This window comes from Variovorax dokdonensis, from assembly GCF_030316895.1.
Classification (GTDB): domain Bacteria; phylum Pseudomonadota; class Gammaproteobacteria; order Burkholderiales; family Burkholderiaceae_C; genus Variovorax; species Variovorax dokdonensis.
Map to the genome: position 1 here is coordinate 1,093,992 of NZ_JASZYV010000002.1, position 16,885 is coordinate 1,110,876.

The 16,885-nt window shown below is 64.7% G+C and carries 18 protein-coding genes; 11 read left to right on the plus strand and 7 right to left on the minus strand.

Annotated features, from left to right (window positions below):
* The 5 genes from QTH91_RS13605 to ntrC all read left to right on the plus strand — a co-directional run bounded on the left by QTH91_RS13605 (position 1) and on the right by ntrC (position 5,814).
* Positions 1-813: a competence/damage-inducible protein A gene (locus QTH91_RS13605; RefSeq protein ID WP_286660591.1), complete on the plus strand. Its 813-nt coding sequence runs from the start codon at positions 1-3 to the stop codon at positions 811-813.
* A 149-nt stretch (positions 814-962) separates the two neighbouring features.
* Entirely contained in the window at positions 963-2,378 is a 1,416-nt protein-coding gene (gene glnA, locus QTH91_RS13610; RefSeq protein WP_286660592.1) for a type I glutamate--ammonia ligase, read from the plus strand.
* 154 nt (positions 2,379-2,532) lie between these two features.
* The gene (locus tag QTH91_RS13615) at positions 2,533-3,039 is read left to right on the plus strand and encodes a hypothetical protein (RefSeq protein WP_286660593.1); all 507 of its coding nucleotides are present in this window, start codon (positions 2,533-2,535) and stop codon (positions 3,037-3,039) included.
* Positions 3,040-3,098: 59 nt separating this feature from the next.
* A complete protein-coding gene (gene glnL, locus QTH91_RS13620; RefSeq protein WP_286660594.1) occupies positions 3,099-4,175 on the plus strand; it encodes a nitrogen regulation protein NR(II) in 1,077 nt (358 codons plus the stop codon).
* Between the two features lie 22 nt (positions 4,176-4,197).
* A complete protein-coding gene (ntrC, locus tag QTH91_RS13625; protein ID WP_286660595.1) occupies positions 4,198-5,814 on the plus strand; it encodes a nitrogen regulation protein NR(I) in 1,617 nt (538 codons plus the stop codon).
* 18 nt (positions 5,815-5,832) lie between these two features.
* Here ntrC and QTH91_RS13630 read toward each other — a convergent pair whose 3' ends face one another.
* Genes QTH91_RS13630 through QTH91_RS13645 form a run of 4 tightly spaced genes read right to left on the minus strand, consistent with a single transcriptional unit; the run spans position 5,833 to position 8,859 of the window.
* Entirely contained in the window at positions 5,833-6,321 is a 489-nt protein-coding gene (locus QTH91_RS13630; RefSeq protein ID WP_286660596.1) for a hypothetical protein, read from the minus strand.
* 32 nt (positions 6,322-6,353) lie between these two features.
* Positions 6,354-7,127, minus strand: a complete 774-nt coding sequence (xth, locus tag QTH91_RS13635; RefSeq protein ID WP_286660597.1) for an exodeoxyribonuclease III — start codon at positions 7,125-7,127, stop codon at positions 6,354-6,356.
* Between the two features lie 35 nt (positions 7,128-7,162).
* Positions 7,163-7,837 (minus strand): TetR/AcrR family transcriptional regulator, encoded by a 675-nt coding sequence (locus QTH91_RS13640; RefSeq protein ID WP_286660598.1) that lies wholly within the window; start codon positions 7,835-7,837, stop codon positions 7,163-7,165.
* A 47-nt stretch (positions 7,838-7,884) separates the two neighbouring features.
* The gene (locus QTH91_RS13645) at positions 7,885-8,859 is read right to left on the minus strand and encodes an NAD(P)H-dependent flavin oxidoreductase (RefSeq protein ID WP_286660599.1); all 975 of its coding nucleotides are present in this window, start codon (positions 8,857-8,859) and stop codon (positions 7,885-7,887) included.
* Positions 8,860-9,162: 303 nt separating this feature from the next.
* On the opposite strand from QTH91_RS13645, the gene QTH91_RS13650 reads away from it, so the two are divergent.
* Complete coding sequence (locus tag QTH91_RS13650; protein ID WP_286660600.1) at positions 9,163-10,143, plus strand: fasciclin domain-containing protein; 981 nt, start codon at positions 9,163-9,165, stop codon at positions 10,141-10,143.
* 20 nt (positions 10,144-10,163) lie between these two features.
* On the opposite strand, the gene QTH91_RS13655 is transcribed toward QTH91_RS13650, so the two are convergent.
* Positions 10,164-11,072: a LysR family transcriptional regulator gene (locus tag QTH91_RS13655; RefSeq protein WP_286660601.1), complete on the minus strand. Its 909-nt coding sequence runs from the start codon at positions 11,070-11,072 to the stop codon at positions 10,164-10,166.
* A 136-nt stretch (positions 11,073-11,208) separates the two neighbouring features.
* Here QTH91_RS13655 and QTH91_RS13660 point away from each other — a divergent pair, with 136 nt between their 5' ends.
* The 3 genes from QTH91_RS13660 to QTH91_RS13670 are packed head-to-tail and all read left to right on the plus strand — an operon-like array spanning position 11,209 to position 13,328.
* Complete coding sequence (locus QTH91_RS13660; RefSeq protein WP_286660602.1) at positions 11,209-12,486, plus strand: aromatic ring-hydroxylating dioxygenase subunit alpha; 1,278 nt, start codon at positions 11,209-11,211, stop codon at positions 12,484-12,486.
* A gap of 1 nt (position 12,487) precedes the next feature.
* Positions 12,488-12,964 (plus strand): aromatic-ring-hydroxylating dioxygenase subunit beta, encoded by a 477-nt coding sequence (locus tag QTH91_RS13665; RefSeq protein ID WP_286660603.1) that lies wholly within the window; start codon positions 12,488-12,490, stop codon positions 12,962-12,964.
* A 1-nt stretch (position 12,965) separates the two neighbouring features.
* Entirely contained in the window at positions 12,966-13,328 is a 363-nt protein-coding gene (locus tag QTH91_RS13670) for a non-heme iron oxygenase ferredoxin subunit (protein WP_286660604.1), read from the plus strand.
* Positions 13,329-13,345: 17 nt separating this feature from the next.
* Here the strand turns inward: QTH91_RS13670 and QTH91_RS13675 are convergent, their stop codons facing one another.
* A complete protein-coding gene (locus QTH91_RS13675) occupies positions 13,346-14,509 on the minus strand; it encodes a phosphatidate phosphatase App1 family protein (RefSeq protein ID WP_286660605.1) in 1,164 nt (387 codons plus the stop codon).
* On the minus strand, positions 14,478-15,020 hold the full coding sequence (locus QTH91_RS13680; protein ID WP_286660606.1) for a dihydrofolate reductase: 543 nt from the start codon (positions 15,018-15,020) through the stop codon (positions 14,478-14,480). The genes QTH91_RS13675 and QTH91_RS13680 overlap by 32 nt, the downstream gene beginning before the upstream one ends.
* Before the next feature lie 118 nt (positions 15,021-15,138).
* Between QTH91_RS13680 and crcB the strand changes: the two genes are divergently transcribed.
* A complete protein-coding gene (gene crcB / locus QTH91_RS13685; protein ID WP_286660607.1) occupies positions 15,139-15,528 on the plus strand; it encodes a fluoride efflux transporter CrcB in 390 nt (129 codons plus the stop codon).
* Positions 15,529-16,773: an anion transporter gene (locus QTH91_RS13690; RefSeq protein ID WP_286660608.1), complete on the plus strand. Its 1,245-nt coding sequence runs from the start codon at positions 15,529-15,531 to the stop codon at positions 16,771-16,773.
* The last annotated feature ends 112 nt before the right edge of the window (positions 16,774-16,885 follow it).

Consider the following 16,885-nt stretch of genomic DNA (forward strand, 5'->3'; position numbering starts at 1 on the left):
ATGACCACCTCAGAACCACGCAGCTTCGGCCTCATCATCGTCGGCGACGAAATCCTGTCGGGCAAGCGCCTGGACAAGCACATGCCCAAGGTGATCGAACTGCTCGCCGCACGCGGGCTTTCGCTGTCGTGGGCGCAATACGTCGGCGACGAGCCGGCGCGCATCACGGCGGCCTTGCGCCACGCATTCGAAAGTGGCGACGTGGTGTTCTCCACCGGCGGCATTGGCGCCACGCCGGACGACCACACGCGCCAGTGCGCCGCTGCGGCCTTGGGATTGCCGCTCGAGCTGCATCCCCAGGCCGAAGCGCTGATCCGGGAGCGCATGCAGGACACGGCGCGTGAACAGGGCGTGCCCTACGAGCCCGACCGCGCCGACAACGTCCACCGGCTGAACATGGGCGTGTTTCCGCAGGGCGCACGCCTGATCCTCAATCCGTACAACAAGATTCCCGGCTTCAGCGTGGCGGACGTGCACTTCGTCCCGGGCTTTCCCGTCATGGCCTGGCCCATGATCGAGCAGGTGCTCGACCAACAGTACGCGCACCTTTTTGCGGCGAGCACGGTGCGCGAGAAGTCGGTGATCGTCTTCGGCGCCATGGAAGCGACGCTGACGCCCCTCATGCAGGCCATCGAAGCCCGGTTCGCGGGCATCAAGGTCTTCAGTCTCCCCAGCGTCGACCACCCGCAATACGGTCGTCACATCGAACTCGGCGTCAAAGGCGACCCGGAACGCCTCGACGAGGCCTACACTTCGCTCCTGCAGGGCTTGCACAGCTTTGATGCGCGCCTTGGCCCCGAATTGGTGCGCTAACGAGAGTCTTTTTCGTCCAATCTCAGTAGGCACCATAATGGTGCAATCCACTGATCCAATTGTGGGGCGCTCATGCGCCGGCAAGTGGCACAGAACCTGCATCCTTGCTCACAGCAAATCTTCACAACCCGTCCAATCAGGAGAAATTGATGGCCAAGTCCGTCGCCGATGTACTCAAACTCGTCAAGGAAAACGAGGTCAAGTTCGTCGACTTCCGCTTCACCGATACCCGCGGCAAGGAACAGCACGTGACCGTGCCTGTTTCGGCTTTTGACGAAGACAAGTTCTCGGCTGGCCACGCCTTCGACGGCTCCTCCATCGCCGGCTGGAAGGGTATCGAAGCGTCCGACATGCTGCTGATGCCCGATCCCAACTCGGCCGTCATCGATCCGTTCTTCGAGGAAACCACCCTCAACCTGACCTGCGACGTGCTCGAGCCCGCCGACGGCAAGCCCTACGATCGCGATCCGCGCTCCATCGCCAAGAAGGCCGAGGCCTACCTGAAGTCCACGGGCCTGGGCGACACCGCCTTCTTCGGTCCCGAGCCAGAGTTCTTCATCTTCGACGACGTGCGCTGGAAGGCCGACATGTCGGGCAGCTTCGTCGAAGTCGACGTGGACGAAGCACCGTGGAACACCGGCAAGAAGTACGAAAGCGGCAACTCCGGCCACCGTCCCACCGTCAAGGGCGGCTACTTCCCGGTTCCCCCGGTCGACAGCACGCAAGACATCCGCGCCGAAATCTCGCTGGTGCTCGAGAGCCTGGGCATCCCGGTCGAAGTGTTCCACCACGAAGTCGCTGGCGCTGGCCAAAACGAAATCGGCACCAAGTTCAGCACGCTGGTCGAGCGCGCCGACTGGACGCAGAAGCTCAAGTACGTGATCTGGAATGTCTGCCACGCCTACGGCAAGACGGCCACCTTCATGCCCAAGCCCATCCAGGGCGACAACGGCTCCGGCATGCACGTGCACCAGTCGATCTGGAAGGACGGCAAGAACCTGTTCGCCGGCGACGGCTATGCCGGCCTGTCCGACACCGCGCTGTACTACATCGGCGGCATCATCAAGCACGCTCGCGCGCTCAACGCCATCACCAACCCCGGCACCAACAGCTACAAGCGCCTGGTGCCCGGCTTCGAAGCCCCGGTCAAGCTGGCCTACTCGGCCAAGAACCGCTCGGCCTCGATCCGCATCCCGTTCGTGAGCAACCCCAAGGGCCGCCGCATCGAAGCGCGCTTCCCCGATCCACTGGCCAACCCGTACCTGTGCTTCTCGGCCCTGCTGATGGCTGGCCTCGACGGCATCGAGAACAAGATCCATCCGGGCGAAGCCGCCACCAAGGATCTGTACCACCTGCCGCCGGAAGAAGACGCGAAGATCCCGACCGTCTGCCACAGCCTCGACCAGGCGCTCGAATACCTGGACAAGGGCCGCGGCTTCCTGACCAAGGGTGGCGTGTTCACCGACGCCTTCATCGATGCGTACATCGAACTGAAGATGCAGGAAGTGACGCGCTTCCGCATGGCGCCGCACCCGGTCGAATTCGACATGTACTACTCGCTGTAAGCCATGCGGCCTCATGGTCGTTGGACCTGAGGCCTTTGGTTCCAAAGCGCAAGGGACGGCAGTGCCGTCCCTTTTTGTTAGTGGGGTGATGCCCGTGTGCGTTGACCGCAATTTGCTTCAAAATGCGTCAATTGCCAGCCACCTCGCCAAGATCATGAAGCTTCGCCACATCCCATGCCTGCTGGCCGCCACGTTGACCTTTCTTGCCCTGTCTGCCAATGCGCAGACCCGCGTCTGGCGCTGCGGCAACGAATACACGAACGATGCGGTGTCAGCGCAGAAGCGCAACTGCAAGCCCATCGAAGGCGGCAATGTGACGGTGGTGCAGACGCCGCGCTACAGCGGCGGCTCGTCCACCAGCACGGCCAGCGCCGCGCGTTCCCCGGCGGGCAGCCCGCGTGTGGAAGACACGCTGCAGCGCCAGCGCGACGGCGAGGCTCGCACCGTGCTCGAGTCCGAACTGCGCAAGGCCGAGGCGCGACAGGCCGAGCTGCTCAAGGAATACAACAATGGCGAGCCCGAGAAGCAGGGCTCCGAATCACGCAACTACCAGAAGTACCTGGACCGCGTGGCCGAGATGAAGGCGCAGGTCGAGCGCAACGAGAGCGACATCGCGGGCATTCGCCGCGAACTCCAGCGCCTGCCGCCAACCTCCAACTGATCGCATCCAACGCGCGGCCAACGGGCCGTGCGCGGGACTGCAGGAAGGCCTGACGCATCATGGCCTTCGGCAAACCCATCCTTCCCGCCAAGCGCTTCCTGGCCTTCGACCTGCTGGCCACGCTGATTGCCGTCATCAAGGATGACGGCACGCTGATCTTTGCCAACGCAGCGCTCGAAGACGCGTTGGGCAGCTCGCGCCGAACGCTCGAAGGGCTGAACTTCGGCGCCTTCTTCTTCGAGCCGCATGTGCTGGCCACCGCCATCGAAGGCGCTCGCGCCAACGACTTCGCCACTTTGCGCTACGAGGCCCAACTGCGTCGCGCGAGCCACGAGCCCATGGCCGTGCAAGTCACGCTGGCCATGGCCGAGCGAAAAGGCGAACTGGTGATCGAGATGACGCCGCTCGATCAGCAGGTGCGCGCCGATCGCGAGGAGCGTCTTCTGGAACAGGCGCGGGCCAACAAGGAACTCATCCGCAACCTCGCGCACGAGATCAAGAATCCGCTGGGCGGCATTCGCGGCGCCGCACAGCTGCTGCAAATGGAAGTGGAATCGCGCGACCTGATCGAGTACACGCAGGTCATCATCCACGAGGCTGATCGACTGCAGACCCTGGTCGATCGCTTGCTTGCGCCGCATCGTCGTCCGCATGTGGTGGGCGACGTGAATATTCACGAGGTCTGCGAGCGAGTGCGCTCGGTGCTCATGGCCGAGTTTCCGACCGGTCTCACGGTGGAGCGCGACTTCGATCCGTCGATTCCCGAATTCCGCGGCGATCGCGAGCAGCTCATCCAGGCCACGCTCAACATCGCGCACAACGCCGCGCAGGCTTTGGCCGAACGCCGCGCGGCGGGCGACGCCGTCATCACGTTCAAGACGCGCGTCGTGCGCCAGGTGATCTTCAACAAGCAGTGGTATCGATTGGCACTGGAATTGCATGTCATCGACAACGGCCCCGGCGTGCAGGACACGATCAAGGACCGCATCTTTCTGCCCCTTGTATCGGGGCGTGAAGGCGGTACCGGACTGGGGCTCACGCTGGCGCAGACTTTCGTACAACAACACCATGGCGTGATCGAATGCGAGAGCAAGCCGGGCCGAACCGATTTCAAGATACTGATACCGCTGCCATGAACAGCAAGCCACAAGGAACTGCATGAAGCCGATCTGGATAGTTGACGACGACCAATCGATCCGCTTCGTACTCGAGAAGGCGCTGCTGCGCGAAGAACTGCCCACGCGCAGCTTCACCAACACGCGCGAAGTACTCGCGGCACTCGAGGACGCCGCCGACGACGAAAGCCAGGGGCCGCAGGTGCTGGTCAGCGACATCCGTATGCCCGGCGGCTCGGGCCTGGACCTGCTCGAAAAGATCAAGGAGAAGCTGCCAGGGCTGCCCGTCATCATCATGACCGCCTATTCCGACCTGGACAGTGCCGTATCGGCCTTCCAGGGTGGCGCCTTCGAATACCTGCCCAAGCCATTCGACCTGCCCCGCGCCGTCGAGCTCATCCGCCGCGCCGTGGACGAGAGCCAACGCGAGGAAGTGGCCGAAGAACGCATGGTGGCGGCGCCCGAAATGCTGGGCCAGGCACCTGCGATGCAGGACGTGTTCCGCGCCATTGGCCGCCTGTCGCAAAGCAATGTGACGGTGCTCATCACCGGCGAATCGGGCTCGGGCAAGGAACTCGTGGCGCGCGCGCTGCACAAGCATTCGCCGCGCGCCAGCGGGCCTTTCGTGGCCATCAACACGGCGGCGATTCCCAAGGACCTGCTGGAAAGCGAACTCTTCGGCCATGAACGCGGCGCGTTCACCGGCGCACAGACCATGCGTCGCGGCCGCTTCGAGCAGGCCGAGGGCGGTACCCTGTTCTTGGACGAAATCGGCGACATGCCGTTCGACCTGCAGACGCGCCTGCTGCGCGTGCTGAGCGATGGCCACTTCTATCGCGTCGGTGGCCACAATGCCGTCAAGGCCAATGTGCGCGTGATCGCCGCCACCCATCAGGACCTGGAGCAGCGCGTCAAGCAGGGCGTGTTCCGCGAAGACTTGTTCCATCGGCTCAACGTCATTCGCCTGCGTCTGCCGGCGCTGCGCGAGCGGCGCGAAGATGTCCCTTCGCTGACCCGCCACTTCCTGCAGCAAAGCGCCAAGCAGTTGGGCGTCGACCCGAAGCGGATCTCGGATGCGGCGTTGTCGCAGCTGTCGTTCTTCGGCTTCCCGGGCAACGTGCGGCAACTGGAGAACATCTGCCATTGGCTGACGGTGATGGCGCCCGCGCAGTTGATCGAACCCAAGGATCTTCCGCCCGAAGTGCTGGTGGGCAATGCGGGCGCTTCGGCTGGCCTGGCCGCAGGTGCGTCTGGCGAGGCGGCGATGCCGGCCTTCGCTGGCGCGATCGCCACGCCAGCGTCCGCTTCCGATGCCGGCGCGGACCCTGCCGCGGCCATCGCGGTGACCACTGCGACTGCGTCGACGATGGCTGGGACTCCTGCGTTGGCGTCGCCAGCGGCGCCATCCGTGCCTGCATCGAGTTCGGCCTCTTGGGAAGCAGGGCTCGAACAAGAGGCGCAGGCCTTGCTGGCTGCCGGTCATCACGATGTCTGGGAGGCGCTGACCCGCCGCTTCGAATCGCGGCTCATCCTCACGGCCCTGGCCAACACGCGGGGACGCCGCATCGAGGCTGCGCAAAAGCTCGGCATCGGGCGCAACACCATCACCCGCAAGATCGCGGAGCTGCACCTGGACCGCGCTGGCGAAGGCGAAGAGTAGGGCGCCCGCGCCCGGCCGTCAGCGGCTCAGCTGGCCTTTGGTCAGCGTATCGAGCTGGAAGCGCTCGCTCTTGTCCCAAAGCCAGGTGTCGACGTAGGTGTGCGCGCCGACCGAGCCGGGATTGGGAAACGGCGAGGCCGAACGAATCATCTCGGCAATCTGCGGCGGCACTTCCGGCGCATGCTCGGGCGTGCGGCTGAAGGCAACGCGCGTCACGTTGCCGTTGGCATCCAGGTGAGTCTCGACCACCACCACGGCGTAGACCAGCGGTGGAATCTTGCTCGGGTAGATGCGCTTGGCGTACTTGCTGTAGACGTGGCGCGCAGCCACTTTGCGGTAGGCCTTGATCTGGGGCGTCTGAACGGAGATGGTGGTCTCGTCCACAGCCTGACTCGAAGGCGGTTGTTCGTCTTTGGAGCCAAAAGGCGACTGGGCACAGCCGGAGAGAAACAGGATCAACGCCAGGGCATGGATCCCGCCGCGAAAGGACGAGGTGGAGCTTCGCATGGTCGCGGCATTGTGCCCGACCTTGTGCGCGTTCAAAGCTCCAGGATCACCGGTGCGTGGTCGCTCGGCTTGGCCCACTTGCGCGGCACGCGGTCGATGGTGCAGGCCTTGACCGCCGGTACCAGGTCCTGACTGACCAGGATGTGATCGATGCGCAGGCCGCGGTTCTTCTGGTAGCCCAGCATGCGGTAGTCCCACCACGAATAGCTCTTCTCGGGCTGGTCGAACAGGCGAAAGCTGTCGACAAGCCCCAATTGCAGCAAGGCCCGGAAATGATCGCGTTCCTGGGTCGTGTGATGGATGGTCTCGCGCAAGCCCACGGGGTCGAAGCTGTCGCGATCTTCCGGCGCGATGTTGAAGTCACCCACTAGAACCAGCCGGGGGTTGGCCTGCAGTTCCTTCTGGAGCCAGTCGCGCAATGCCTCAAGCCAGCGCATCTTGTAGTCGAACTTGTCCGTGCCCGGCGCCTGGCCGTTGACGAAGTAGCCGTTGACAAGGCGCGCGCTGCCCAGAGGGGTTTCGATGGTGGCGCTGATCACGCGCGAATGCTCATCCGTGAAGCCCACGATGTTACGCACCACGTCTTGCACGGGGGCGCGGCTCAGGATGGCCACGCCGTTGTAGGTTTTCTGGCCGAACACGGCCGCCTCGTAGCCGGCAGCGGCGAGGGCGTCCAGCGGGAACTTGTCGTCCGTGAGCTTGAGCTCTTGCAGGCACAGCACGTCGACCGGATTGGCCGCAAGCCAATCCAGCACGTGCTGCAGTCGGGCGGTGAGGGAGTTGACGTTCCAGGTGGCGATTCTCATGACGATGGAAGCTTCGGTCGGCTTGGCGAAAATGATCAGGGCATTGTGCGCGAATGCTGCATGTAGCCATGCACCGCCAGCTTGAGCTCGTCACGCAGCGTCTGTTCGGAAAGCGGCGGCTCGGCCGTCAGCAGGCATTGCGAGATCCAGCCATAGGTGACGGCATGGACCATGCGCGCGACCATCGGCAGGCGATCGGCAGGTGGCGGGTCCGACGCGCATGCCAGCGCGTCGCCCCACGTCTGGACCCATGCGTCGTAGTGGCGTCGAAACGCGCTGGGCGTGGAGATCTGGCGCTCCAGGGTGAAGAGCAGCGTCCAGGTCTGCGCTTGATCGAGGATCGTGCGCACCTGCGTGTCGATCATGGCGTCCACGATGCTGGTTGCCGGCTGCCCGCACCGGGCGTCGAAGGTCTGCCGCAACTGGCGTTCGGCGTCCTTGACGGTGTCGCTGATCCACTTGGCGGCCAGCGCGCGCATGTTCCCGAAATACTCGTAGAAGGTGCCTACCCCGACGCCAGCCACCGCGGCGACTTCCCGGATGGTGGTCTTGGCGTAGCCGCGTTCGAGCAACACGCGGACGAAGGCATCCCGCAACGCCTTCTCGCTCTGCTGAGCCCGTGACTGGCGCGGCCGTCGCCGCACTTCAGGCGCCGTGGGCAGCGGCACCTGCTGGTCGATGGCTTGATCCCGGGAGCGTCTGGTGGGCATGGCCCGTATTGTCAGCCTGCCCGGCCGCGCCGCCCGGGGCCGTCGCGTCAGCCCAGCATGCCAGCGAGGCGCTGGCGGATCAGGCCTTCGGCTTGCGCCATGATGCCGTCGATCAGTTCCTTGACCGTCGGCACGTCGTGGATCAGGCCAGCCACCATGCCGCACGACCAGGCGCCGGCTTCCATCTCGCCCTTTTGCATGATGCGCGGGTAGACGCCGGCCACCTCCTCGATGATGTCCTCGAACTTGATCGAGGCACCGAGTTCGCGCTCCTTCTGCAGCAGGCGCTCCACCGCTTCGTTGGTCAGCACCCGCTCGGTATTGCGCAGCGGCCGCATGACCAGGCGCGTGTCGAGTTCGCTGGCGGCGACGATGGCCTGCTTGACGTTCTCGTGCACTGGCGCCTCCTTGGTGGCGATGAAGCGCGTGCCCATGTTCATGCCCTCGGCGCCCAGCGCCAGGGCAGCCACCAGCGAACGGCCATCGGCCATGCCGCCGGAGGCGACGAAGGGGATCTTGAGTTCTTCGGCCGCCCTGGGCAGCAGGATGAAGTTGGGAATGTCGTCCTCGCCAGGATGGCCGCCGCATTCGAAGCCGTCGACGCTCACCGCGTCGCAGCCGATCGCCTCCGCCTTGAGCGAATGGCGCACCGACGTGCACTTGTGGATCACCTTGATGCCGGCCTCCTTGAGCACGGGCAGCCACTTCTGCGGGTTGTTGCCGGCCGTCTCGACCGCCTTCACGCCGCCATCGATGATCGCCTTGATGTAGCCCGGATAGTCCGGCGACGACACGGTCGGCAGGAATGTGAGGTTCACGCCGAAGGGCTTGTCCGTCATCTCGCGGCAGCGGGCGATTTCGCGGGCCAGCAGTTCCGGGGTCTTCTGCGTCAGGCCGGTGATGATGCCCAGCCCGCCCGCATTGGAGACGGCCGCCGCCAGTTCGGCCAGGCCGACGAAGTGCATGCCGCCCTGAATGATGGGGTGTTCGATGCCGAAGAGTTCGGTGATGCGTGTCTTCATGGAGCGTGTCCTTTTCGGTTGCGGATGTCTCGGCGCAAGCATAGCCGGCGACGGCCGGGCGCCGCAGTCGCCCAGGCGGCAGTGCAGAACTTCGTCTTAAGCCGCAGCGTGACGGCTGACAAAAGCGTGTCGGACAGGACTTGCGCTGTCCTTCATTACCCCCGGGTCGTCCTACGCCCGGTCGCGCCACTGGCTTGCCGATCGGCGTGGATGTGACGCAGAAACTTCGGCCACCAAGTTTTATGCGCTGCATCGATTGAGTGCATGCGAAGTTTTCAACTGCCCGAGACCAGGAGTCCAACAATGCAAAACGCAACTGCCCCCTTCAAGCGCCGCCGCCAGGTGCTGCTGTCCTTCGCTGCCTTTGGTGGCGCTGCTCTGCTGCAAGCCTGCGGCGGGGGCGGTGGCGACAGCATCAGCTCGGAGATCAACGATCGCAAGAACCTGATGCAGTTGAGCGAGTCCAAGCCCGAGCTGAGCGTCTGGGTCGAAGCCATCAACACCGCCGGGCTGCGCGAGCGCCTGAGCCAGTCGGGCAGCAACACCGCCTTCGCGCCGACCAACGATGCCTTCAACGCGCTTCTGGGCGAACTGGGCGTGAGCAAGGATCAGTTGTTTGCAGACAAGCAGACGCTGACGGCCGTGCTGAACTTCCACATCCTGGGCAAGACGATGCTTCGCGAAACCATCCCGGAAGGCGAGGCAATCGAGCCGATCGGCGGCGGCTTCTTCAAGATCGACGACGTGGGCAACAACACGCTGCAGTTCACGGACGGCCGCAGCCGCACCGGCCGCGTCATCAGCACCGATTCGCTCGCGGCGAACGGCGTGCTGCACACGCTCGACCGTGTCATGTTGCCCGAGAACAAGAACATCTCGCAGACGGCTGCAACCAACTCTGAGCTGACCAGCTTCACGGCCGCTCTGGCTGCAGCAGGAATGACCCAGACCCTGGAAGGCGCCGGCCCGTTCACCGTGCTCGCACCGAGCAACGCCGCCTTCGCCGCGCTGCTGGTCGAACTCAACCTGACCGAAGCAGCGATGCTCGCCGACACTGAGAACCTGAAGAAGATCCTGAGTTATCACGTGCTGCAGGCGCGCCTGACCAAGGTGGAACTGCGCCGCGACAGCTCGCGCACGACGCTGCAAGGTGGCGTGGTGCGGATCAGCGACAGCTATCAGATCACCGACGTGAAGAACCGCGTGGCCAACATCACGACGCCCGATGTGTTCAACACCAACGGCGTGATCCACATCATCGACAAGGTCCTGCTGCCGGCCTGATCGTCGGGCTGCTGGTCCGATCAGCCTTCGGCGAAGGTCTCGGTCAGCAGCTCTCGAAGCCATCGATTGCCGGGCTCGCGATGAAAGCGCGCGTGCCAGAAGGCATTGATGGCCACCTGCGGCAGATCTGCAGGATGCGCGCGCACCGCCAGCCCGAAAGGCTCGGCGAGTGCGCGCGCCAGCTTTTCAGGCACGGTGGCGATCATCGGCTGGCTCTGAAGGATGTGGCCCACCGCCACGAAATGCGGCACCACCAGCCGCACCTTCCGCGCGATGCCCTGCGCGGCCATCTGTTCGTCCACCTGGCCATGCCCGGTGCCAGCGGCCTGGATCAGGACATGATCGGCCGACGCGAAGTCCTTCAGCGTCAAGCGTGACTTCGCCGCAAGTGGATGCTGCTTGCCGAAGAGGCAGACGTAGCGCTGCATGAAAAGGCGCCGCTGATAAAAGCCCGCCTTGAGTTGCGGCAACAGGCCGATGGCGATGTCCACCTGGCCCGCTTCCATCTCGTCGCGCAGGTTCACGGCGGTGTTGCGCACCGTGCTGATGCGAATGCCGGGCGCCACCTGGTTCAGCCGCTCCATGAGGCGTGGTGTGAAGTAGACCTCTCCGATGTCGGTCATCGCCAGTGTGAAGCTGCGCGTGCTGGTCGCCGGATCGAAGGCCGTGCTCTGGTTGAGCGCCCCGTGCAGTGCGCTCATGGCGGCGGCCACCGGCTCGGCCAACTGCATGGCCAAAGGGGTGGGGACCATGCCCTGGGCAGTGCGCAGGAACAGCTCATCGCCCAACGCGCGCCGCAGTCGTGCCAATGCATTGCTTACCGCCGGCTGCGAAAGGCCGAGGCTTTGAGCCACCGCCGACACGCGCCTTTCGGCCAGCATGCGATCGAACACCAGCAGCAGGTTCAAGTCGATGTCGCGCAGGTTCATCGGTCTTCGGTCGTTGCGGTATTCACATCCGTGATTTCGTGAATTCACAAAATTCTATTGGCAAATGTCTTCGAGCTTCCGATCATGCGTATTCAGGACCTGCTCGCGGGTCCGAAGCTTGATCAGGAGACACCCCATGAACAGTCCAATCGACGGCGTGCCCGTCTTTCCGGCCGAGCCTCGCTGGGAATCGGACAAGACCAGCCGCATTCCATTCATGGTCTACCAGGGCGAGAGCCAGCATCGCAAGGAACTGGAGCGCTTCTTCTACAAGGGCCACTGGTGCTACGTGGGCCTGGAAGCGGAGATCCCCGAGCCTGGCGACTTTCGTCGCAGCGTGATCGGCGAGCGCTCCGTCATCATGGTGCGCGACATGGAGGGCCGGGTGCATGTGGTGGAAAACGTCTGCGCCCACCGCGGAATGCGGTTTTGCCGCGAGCGCAGCGGCAACCGCAAGGATTTCACCTGCCCTTATCACCAATGGAACTATTCGCTTTCGGGCGATCTGCAAGGGGTGCCGTTTCGCCGCGGCGTGAAGCAGGACGGCCAGGTGCATGGCGGCATGCCGGCCGACTTCAAACTGGAAGACAACAGCCTCAACAAGCTGAAGGTGGCTTGCCGGGGCGGCGTGGTGTTCGCTTCGTTCGATCCGGACGTTCCGTCGCTGGAGGAGTTCATCGGTCCTGAGGTGCTGCACTACTTCGACCGCCTGTTCAATGGCCGAAAACTCAAGATCCTCGGCTACAACCGCCAGCGAATCCCGGGCAACTGGAAGTTGATGCAGGAGAACATCAAGGACCCCTACCACCCTGGGTTGCTGCACACCTGGTTCGTCACCTTCGGGCTCTGGCGCGCGGACAACAAGTCGCAGCTCAGGATGGACGCTCATGGGCGGCACGCGGCGATGATCTCGACGCGCGGCACAGGCGGCGACGCGTCGCAGGCCAGTCAGGTGACGCAGGTGTCGAGCTTCAAGCAAAGCATGCAGCTCAAGGACCCGCGCTTCCTGGACATCGTCCCCGAACCTTGGTGGGGTGGGCCGACTGCGGTGATGACGACGCTGTTTCCCAGCGTGATCCTCCAGCAGCAGGTCAACAGCGTGTCGACGCGGCACATCCAGCCCGTGGGCCCGGACACCTTCGACTTCGTGTGGACGCATTTCGGCTTCGAGGACGACACCGAGGAAATGACGCAGCGTCGCCTGCGCCAGGCCAACCTGTTCGGCCCGGCCGGATTCGTGTCGGCGGACGATGGCGAGGTGATCGAGTTTTCCCAGCAGGGCTTCGAGCAGAAGCCCTTTCACCGTGCCATGGCCGAACTGGGCGGGCGCGAGGTGGAGAACACCGAGCACATGGTCACCGAGACGCTCATCCGCGGCATGTACCGCTACTGGCGTGAAGTGATGGAGCGCTGAGATGATCGATCCCAAGGACTACCTTGCCCTGGCGCAGCTCTACGCCGACTACGCACGCGCCGTCGATTCCGGCCAGTGGGATGCGTGGCCCGCCTTCTTCACCGAGACGTGCAGCTACCGCCTACAGCCGCGCGAGAACCACGAGCAGGGCTTGCCGCTGGCCACGCTCTCCTTCGAAAGCAGGGGCATGCTGGAAGACCGCGTCTACGGCATCCGCGAGACGTTGTTCCACGACCCGTACTACCAGCGGCATGTGGTCGGTATGCCGCTCGTGCATCGTGTCGACGCCGACGGCACCATCCATAGCGAAGCCAACTACGCCGTATTTCGCACCAAGCTGAGCGAACCCAGCACCGTCTTCAACGTGGGCCGCTACATCGACATCGTCGTCCGCACCGACACCGGCTTGAAGTTCGCATCACGCCTGGCGGTGTACGACACCGAACTGGTGCCCAACTCCATCATCTATCCGATCTGACATGAGCCAGCAACCTGATTCACCTTCCGTGGGCGGCGCACAGCCGGCGAACCACGACTTCTGGGTCGACGCCGCGGCCCTCGACGAGTTGCCGGCCGAAGACGTCAAGGGCGTCCAGGTCGAGGGGCTGGAACTGGCGCTCTATCGCGTCGGCGCCGAGGTTTTCGCAACGGACGACTTGTGCACCCACGCCCACGCACGCCTGTGCGAAGGCTTTCTCGAAGGCTACGAAATCGAATGCCCATTGCATCAAGGTCGCTTCGACGTGCGCAGCGGCAAGGCAATGTGCGCACCGCTCATCGACGATGTGCGCACCTACCCGGTGAAGATCGAAAACGGCCGGGTGTTCGTCGCGCTCGACTGACTCCAGGGCGGGCATGCTCAGCCCAGCGGCCAGTCCTCGCCATCCTTGAAGATGTGCCAGCGCGATTCATCCACGCCGGCGAAGGCCTGGCGGTAGCGTTCGGCATTGCGGCCTTCGCTGGTCACGTCGCGGATCAGCACGGCTTCGATGCGGTCGGTTCGCGTGCGTGCCATCTCGCCATAGACCTCGGGATCCACTTCGCCGGAATCGCCCACCAGCAGGAAGCGCCGGTTGGGAAAGTCAGCCACGAGCCGCTGCAGGACGCCCAGCTTGTGCGCCCGGGAGTCGCCGTCCGCGGGCACCCAGTCGCGCATGCGCGTGCTCTCGCGCAGGTGCATGCTGCCGGGCGGAAACTTGGCCTCGTTGAGAAAGCGCTTGAGTGAGGGCAGCAGTTGCAGCGGGCTCGATGACAGGTAGTGAAAGCAGGTGTTCGGTTCCCGGGCGAGCTCCCGATAGCGCCTGGCCATTCCAGGCACCGCCTCGAAGAGACGTGCAAACGTGTTGAGCATCATCTGATGCTGGTTGCGCACGTCGGTTCTCTTGACGGTGTCGTCGATGTCCGAGACCACCGACAAGCCCTCGCTGGGCACCAGCAACGCGCGGCCTTCGATGCGCCGGGGCGGGGAGCCGCCCAGCACGGTGTGGAAGTGCACCCAGCTCATCGACTTGTCCAGCTGGCTCTGCATCGACATGGGCCTGAGTGGCAGGTGCTCCACCACGGCGCGCAGGCCGGTGCGTCCGGAAGCATTGCTCGCAGGCATCTTGATCGTGGGCGTGCCGTGTCCGAACTCGACCGTCAGCGACTTGCCCTCTTCGGGTTCGGCATGAAACATCTCGGTGCGTCGCAGGTAGCGAAGGCGATCGGTCGCCGACAGCTTTTCCAGCTGGATACCGAGGTAGCGTGCCAGCCCGGCATCGAGCAGGCGGATCCGCTCGCGCTCGAAGATCCACGCCTGAAGGTCGACCTCGATCTGGCCGTTGTCGAGAAGGCGCGCTATCGCGGGCAGAAAGAGAACATCCTCGTCGTCGTCCAGGCCGGAGGTCTTGGCGAGCGTGCGTTGCGGATAGGCCGCTGCCGCCAGGGCAAGCACTGCGAGGTGAAGCGGCAGGCGCGCGAGCCGGCGCCGCCGCGGGTCGGGCAGGCGTGCCTCAGGCAGCGCCGGACGGCCGATGCCGCTCATAGGTGACGAAGGAAAAAGGCAGGCCGTCGCTTGCGGCAATCTGCGGTTCGCTGCGGGCCGCCTCTTGCCAGGAGGCATCGAGCTGCGGCGCGAAAGTGTCGCCGTCGAAGTCGCGTTCGATCTCGGTCACGACCACGCTGGCGGCCAGCGGAAGGGCCTGCGCGTAGATTTCGCCGCCGCCGATCACCCACAACTGCGGTGCTGCGGCGCAAAGGGCGATGGCGTCATGCAGGCTCGAGGCGCGTTCGGCGCCTTCGCCTTGCCATTCGGCCTGACGTGTGATGACGATGTTGCGGCGGCCGGGCAGGGGCCGAAAGCGCGCCGGCAGCGAATCCCAGGTCTTGCGCCCCATCAGCACCGGTGCGCCTTGGGTCTGGCGCTTGAAGTGGGCCAGGTCTTCGGGAAGGTGCCAGGGCATCTGGCCGCCCTTGCCGATCACGCCGTTGCGCGCCCGCGCGAAGATCAGGTGAATGCGCGGACCAGGGGCAGAGGCGGCGGACGGGGCGGACATGGCAGTGCGTGAAGTGAATGCACACCAGTCTACCGCCATGGCCTGGCACCTTCGAGTACGGCAGTCGCCCGCTAAACTGATGCGCCATCGGCGTGCACTACGCCATCCCACATCAAAGATGAGCGCTCTTCCCTTTCTTGCAGTGTTCTGCGGCGCCGGTTTCGGCGCCTTGTTGCGCTGGGGGCTGGGCCTTTGGCTCAACCCGGTGTTTCCGCTGGTGCCCATGGGCACGGTGGCAGCCAACCTGGTCGGTGGTCTGCTGATCGGCGTGGCCAGTGCCTACTTCGGCCACCGCGTCGGGCTGGCGTCCGAATGGCGGCTGCTGGTCATCACCGGCTTTCTGGGCGGGCTGACCACGTTTTCGACGTTCTCGCTCGAAGTGGTGGGCCTGGTCGTCCGCCAGCAGTACGCCTGGGCACTCGGCACCGCGGGTCTGCATCTGGCGGGCTCGCTTTCGCTGACGGCCATTGGCTTCTTCGTCGCACGTTCATTGCTTGTTCGGGGCTGAGTGACTCTCACCGTCCTGACCATTTTCGGCCTCGTCTACCTCGGGATGATCCTGGGCGGACTGCCCTTCCTGCAGCTCGATCGCACGGGGGTCGCGCTGCTGGGCGCCATCGCGATGATCGCGACCGAGGCGCTCACCGTGGAGCAGGCGGCGAAGTCCATTCACTTGCCGACGGTCCTGCTGCTGTTCTCGTTCATGGTGGTGTCTGCGCAGATCCGCCTGGGCGGCTTTTACGACTGGGTGACGCTGAGACTGGCTGGGCTGTCGATTCCCCCGGGCGCGTTGCTGGCTGTGCTGATCGCGGCGGCGGCACTTTTGTCCGCTGTTTTCTCCAACGACATCGTCTGCCTGGCCATGACACCGCTGCTGCTGGACGCCTGCCTGCGCCGCAGGCTCGACCCGGTTCCCTTCCTGCTGGGGCTGGCGTGCGCGGCCAACATCGGGTCGGCGGCCACGCTCATCGGCAATCCCCAGAACATGCTGATCGGCCAGACGCTGGGTCTGCCGTTCGCCGGCTATGCGGCCGAGGCGGCGTTGCCCGTGCTGGCCGGGTTGATCCTCACCTGGGCCATCATCGCCTTTGGCTCGCGCGGGCGTTGGCTGTTGCCGGACCTGGGCGCGCGCGTCGCGGCGCCGCAGGCAGCGCAGATCGCGCTGGATCGCTGGCAGACGGTCAAAGGTCTGGGCGTGGCGCTGATCATCCTGCTGGCCTTCCTGTTCGCGCCGTGGCCGCACGAGGTCGTGGCGCTCACGGGTGCGGGCGTCTTGTTGATGAGCCGCAAGCTGCAATCGAGCCGAATGCTCGGGCTCGTGGATTGGGAGCTGCTGGTGCTGTTCGTGGGCCTGTTCGTCGTCAATGCAGCGCTGCAGCGAACCGGGCTGCCAGCCCGGGCCGTGCAGGACATGGCGGCGCTGGGCTTGCATCTGGAGCACCCGGCCACGCTGTTCGGCGCGGCCTTCGTGCTGTCGAACATCGTCTCGAACGTGCCTGCTGTCATGCTCTTGCTGCCCGTTGCCAAGGACCCGATGGCCGGGCCGCTGCTGGCGCTGGCGAGCACGTTCGCCGGCAACCTGTTCATCGTCGGCAGCATCGCCAACCTGATCGTGGTGGATGCCGCGGCCCGGCGCGGCGTGGTGATCGACTGGCGGCGGCATGCGCGGGTCGGCATTCCGGTCACGCTGTCGACGCTGGCGGTGACCGGCCTCTACCTGGCGTGGCGGATGGGCGCCCTGGGCCGCTTCTAGCAAGGCGACCTGACAGGCGCCCCGACGCGCCGGGCAGCAGGATGAGACAATGCCGACCGGCTCGGCCACAGCCGCCGCGCGACCTTTCCACGCCATTCGACCCCAGCGTTTT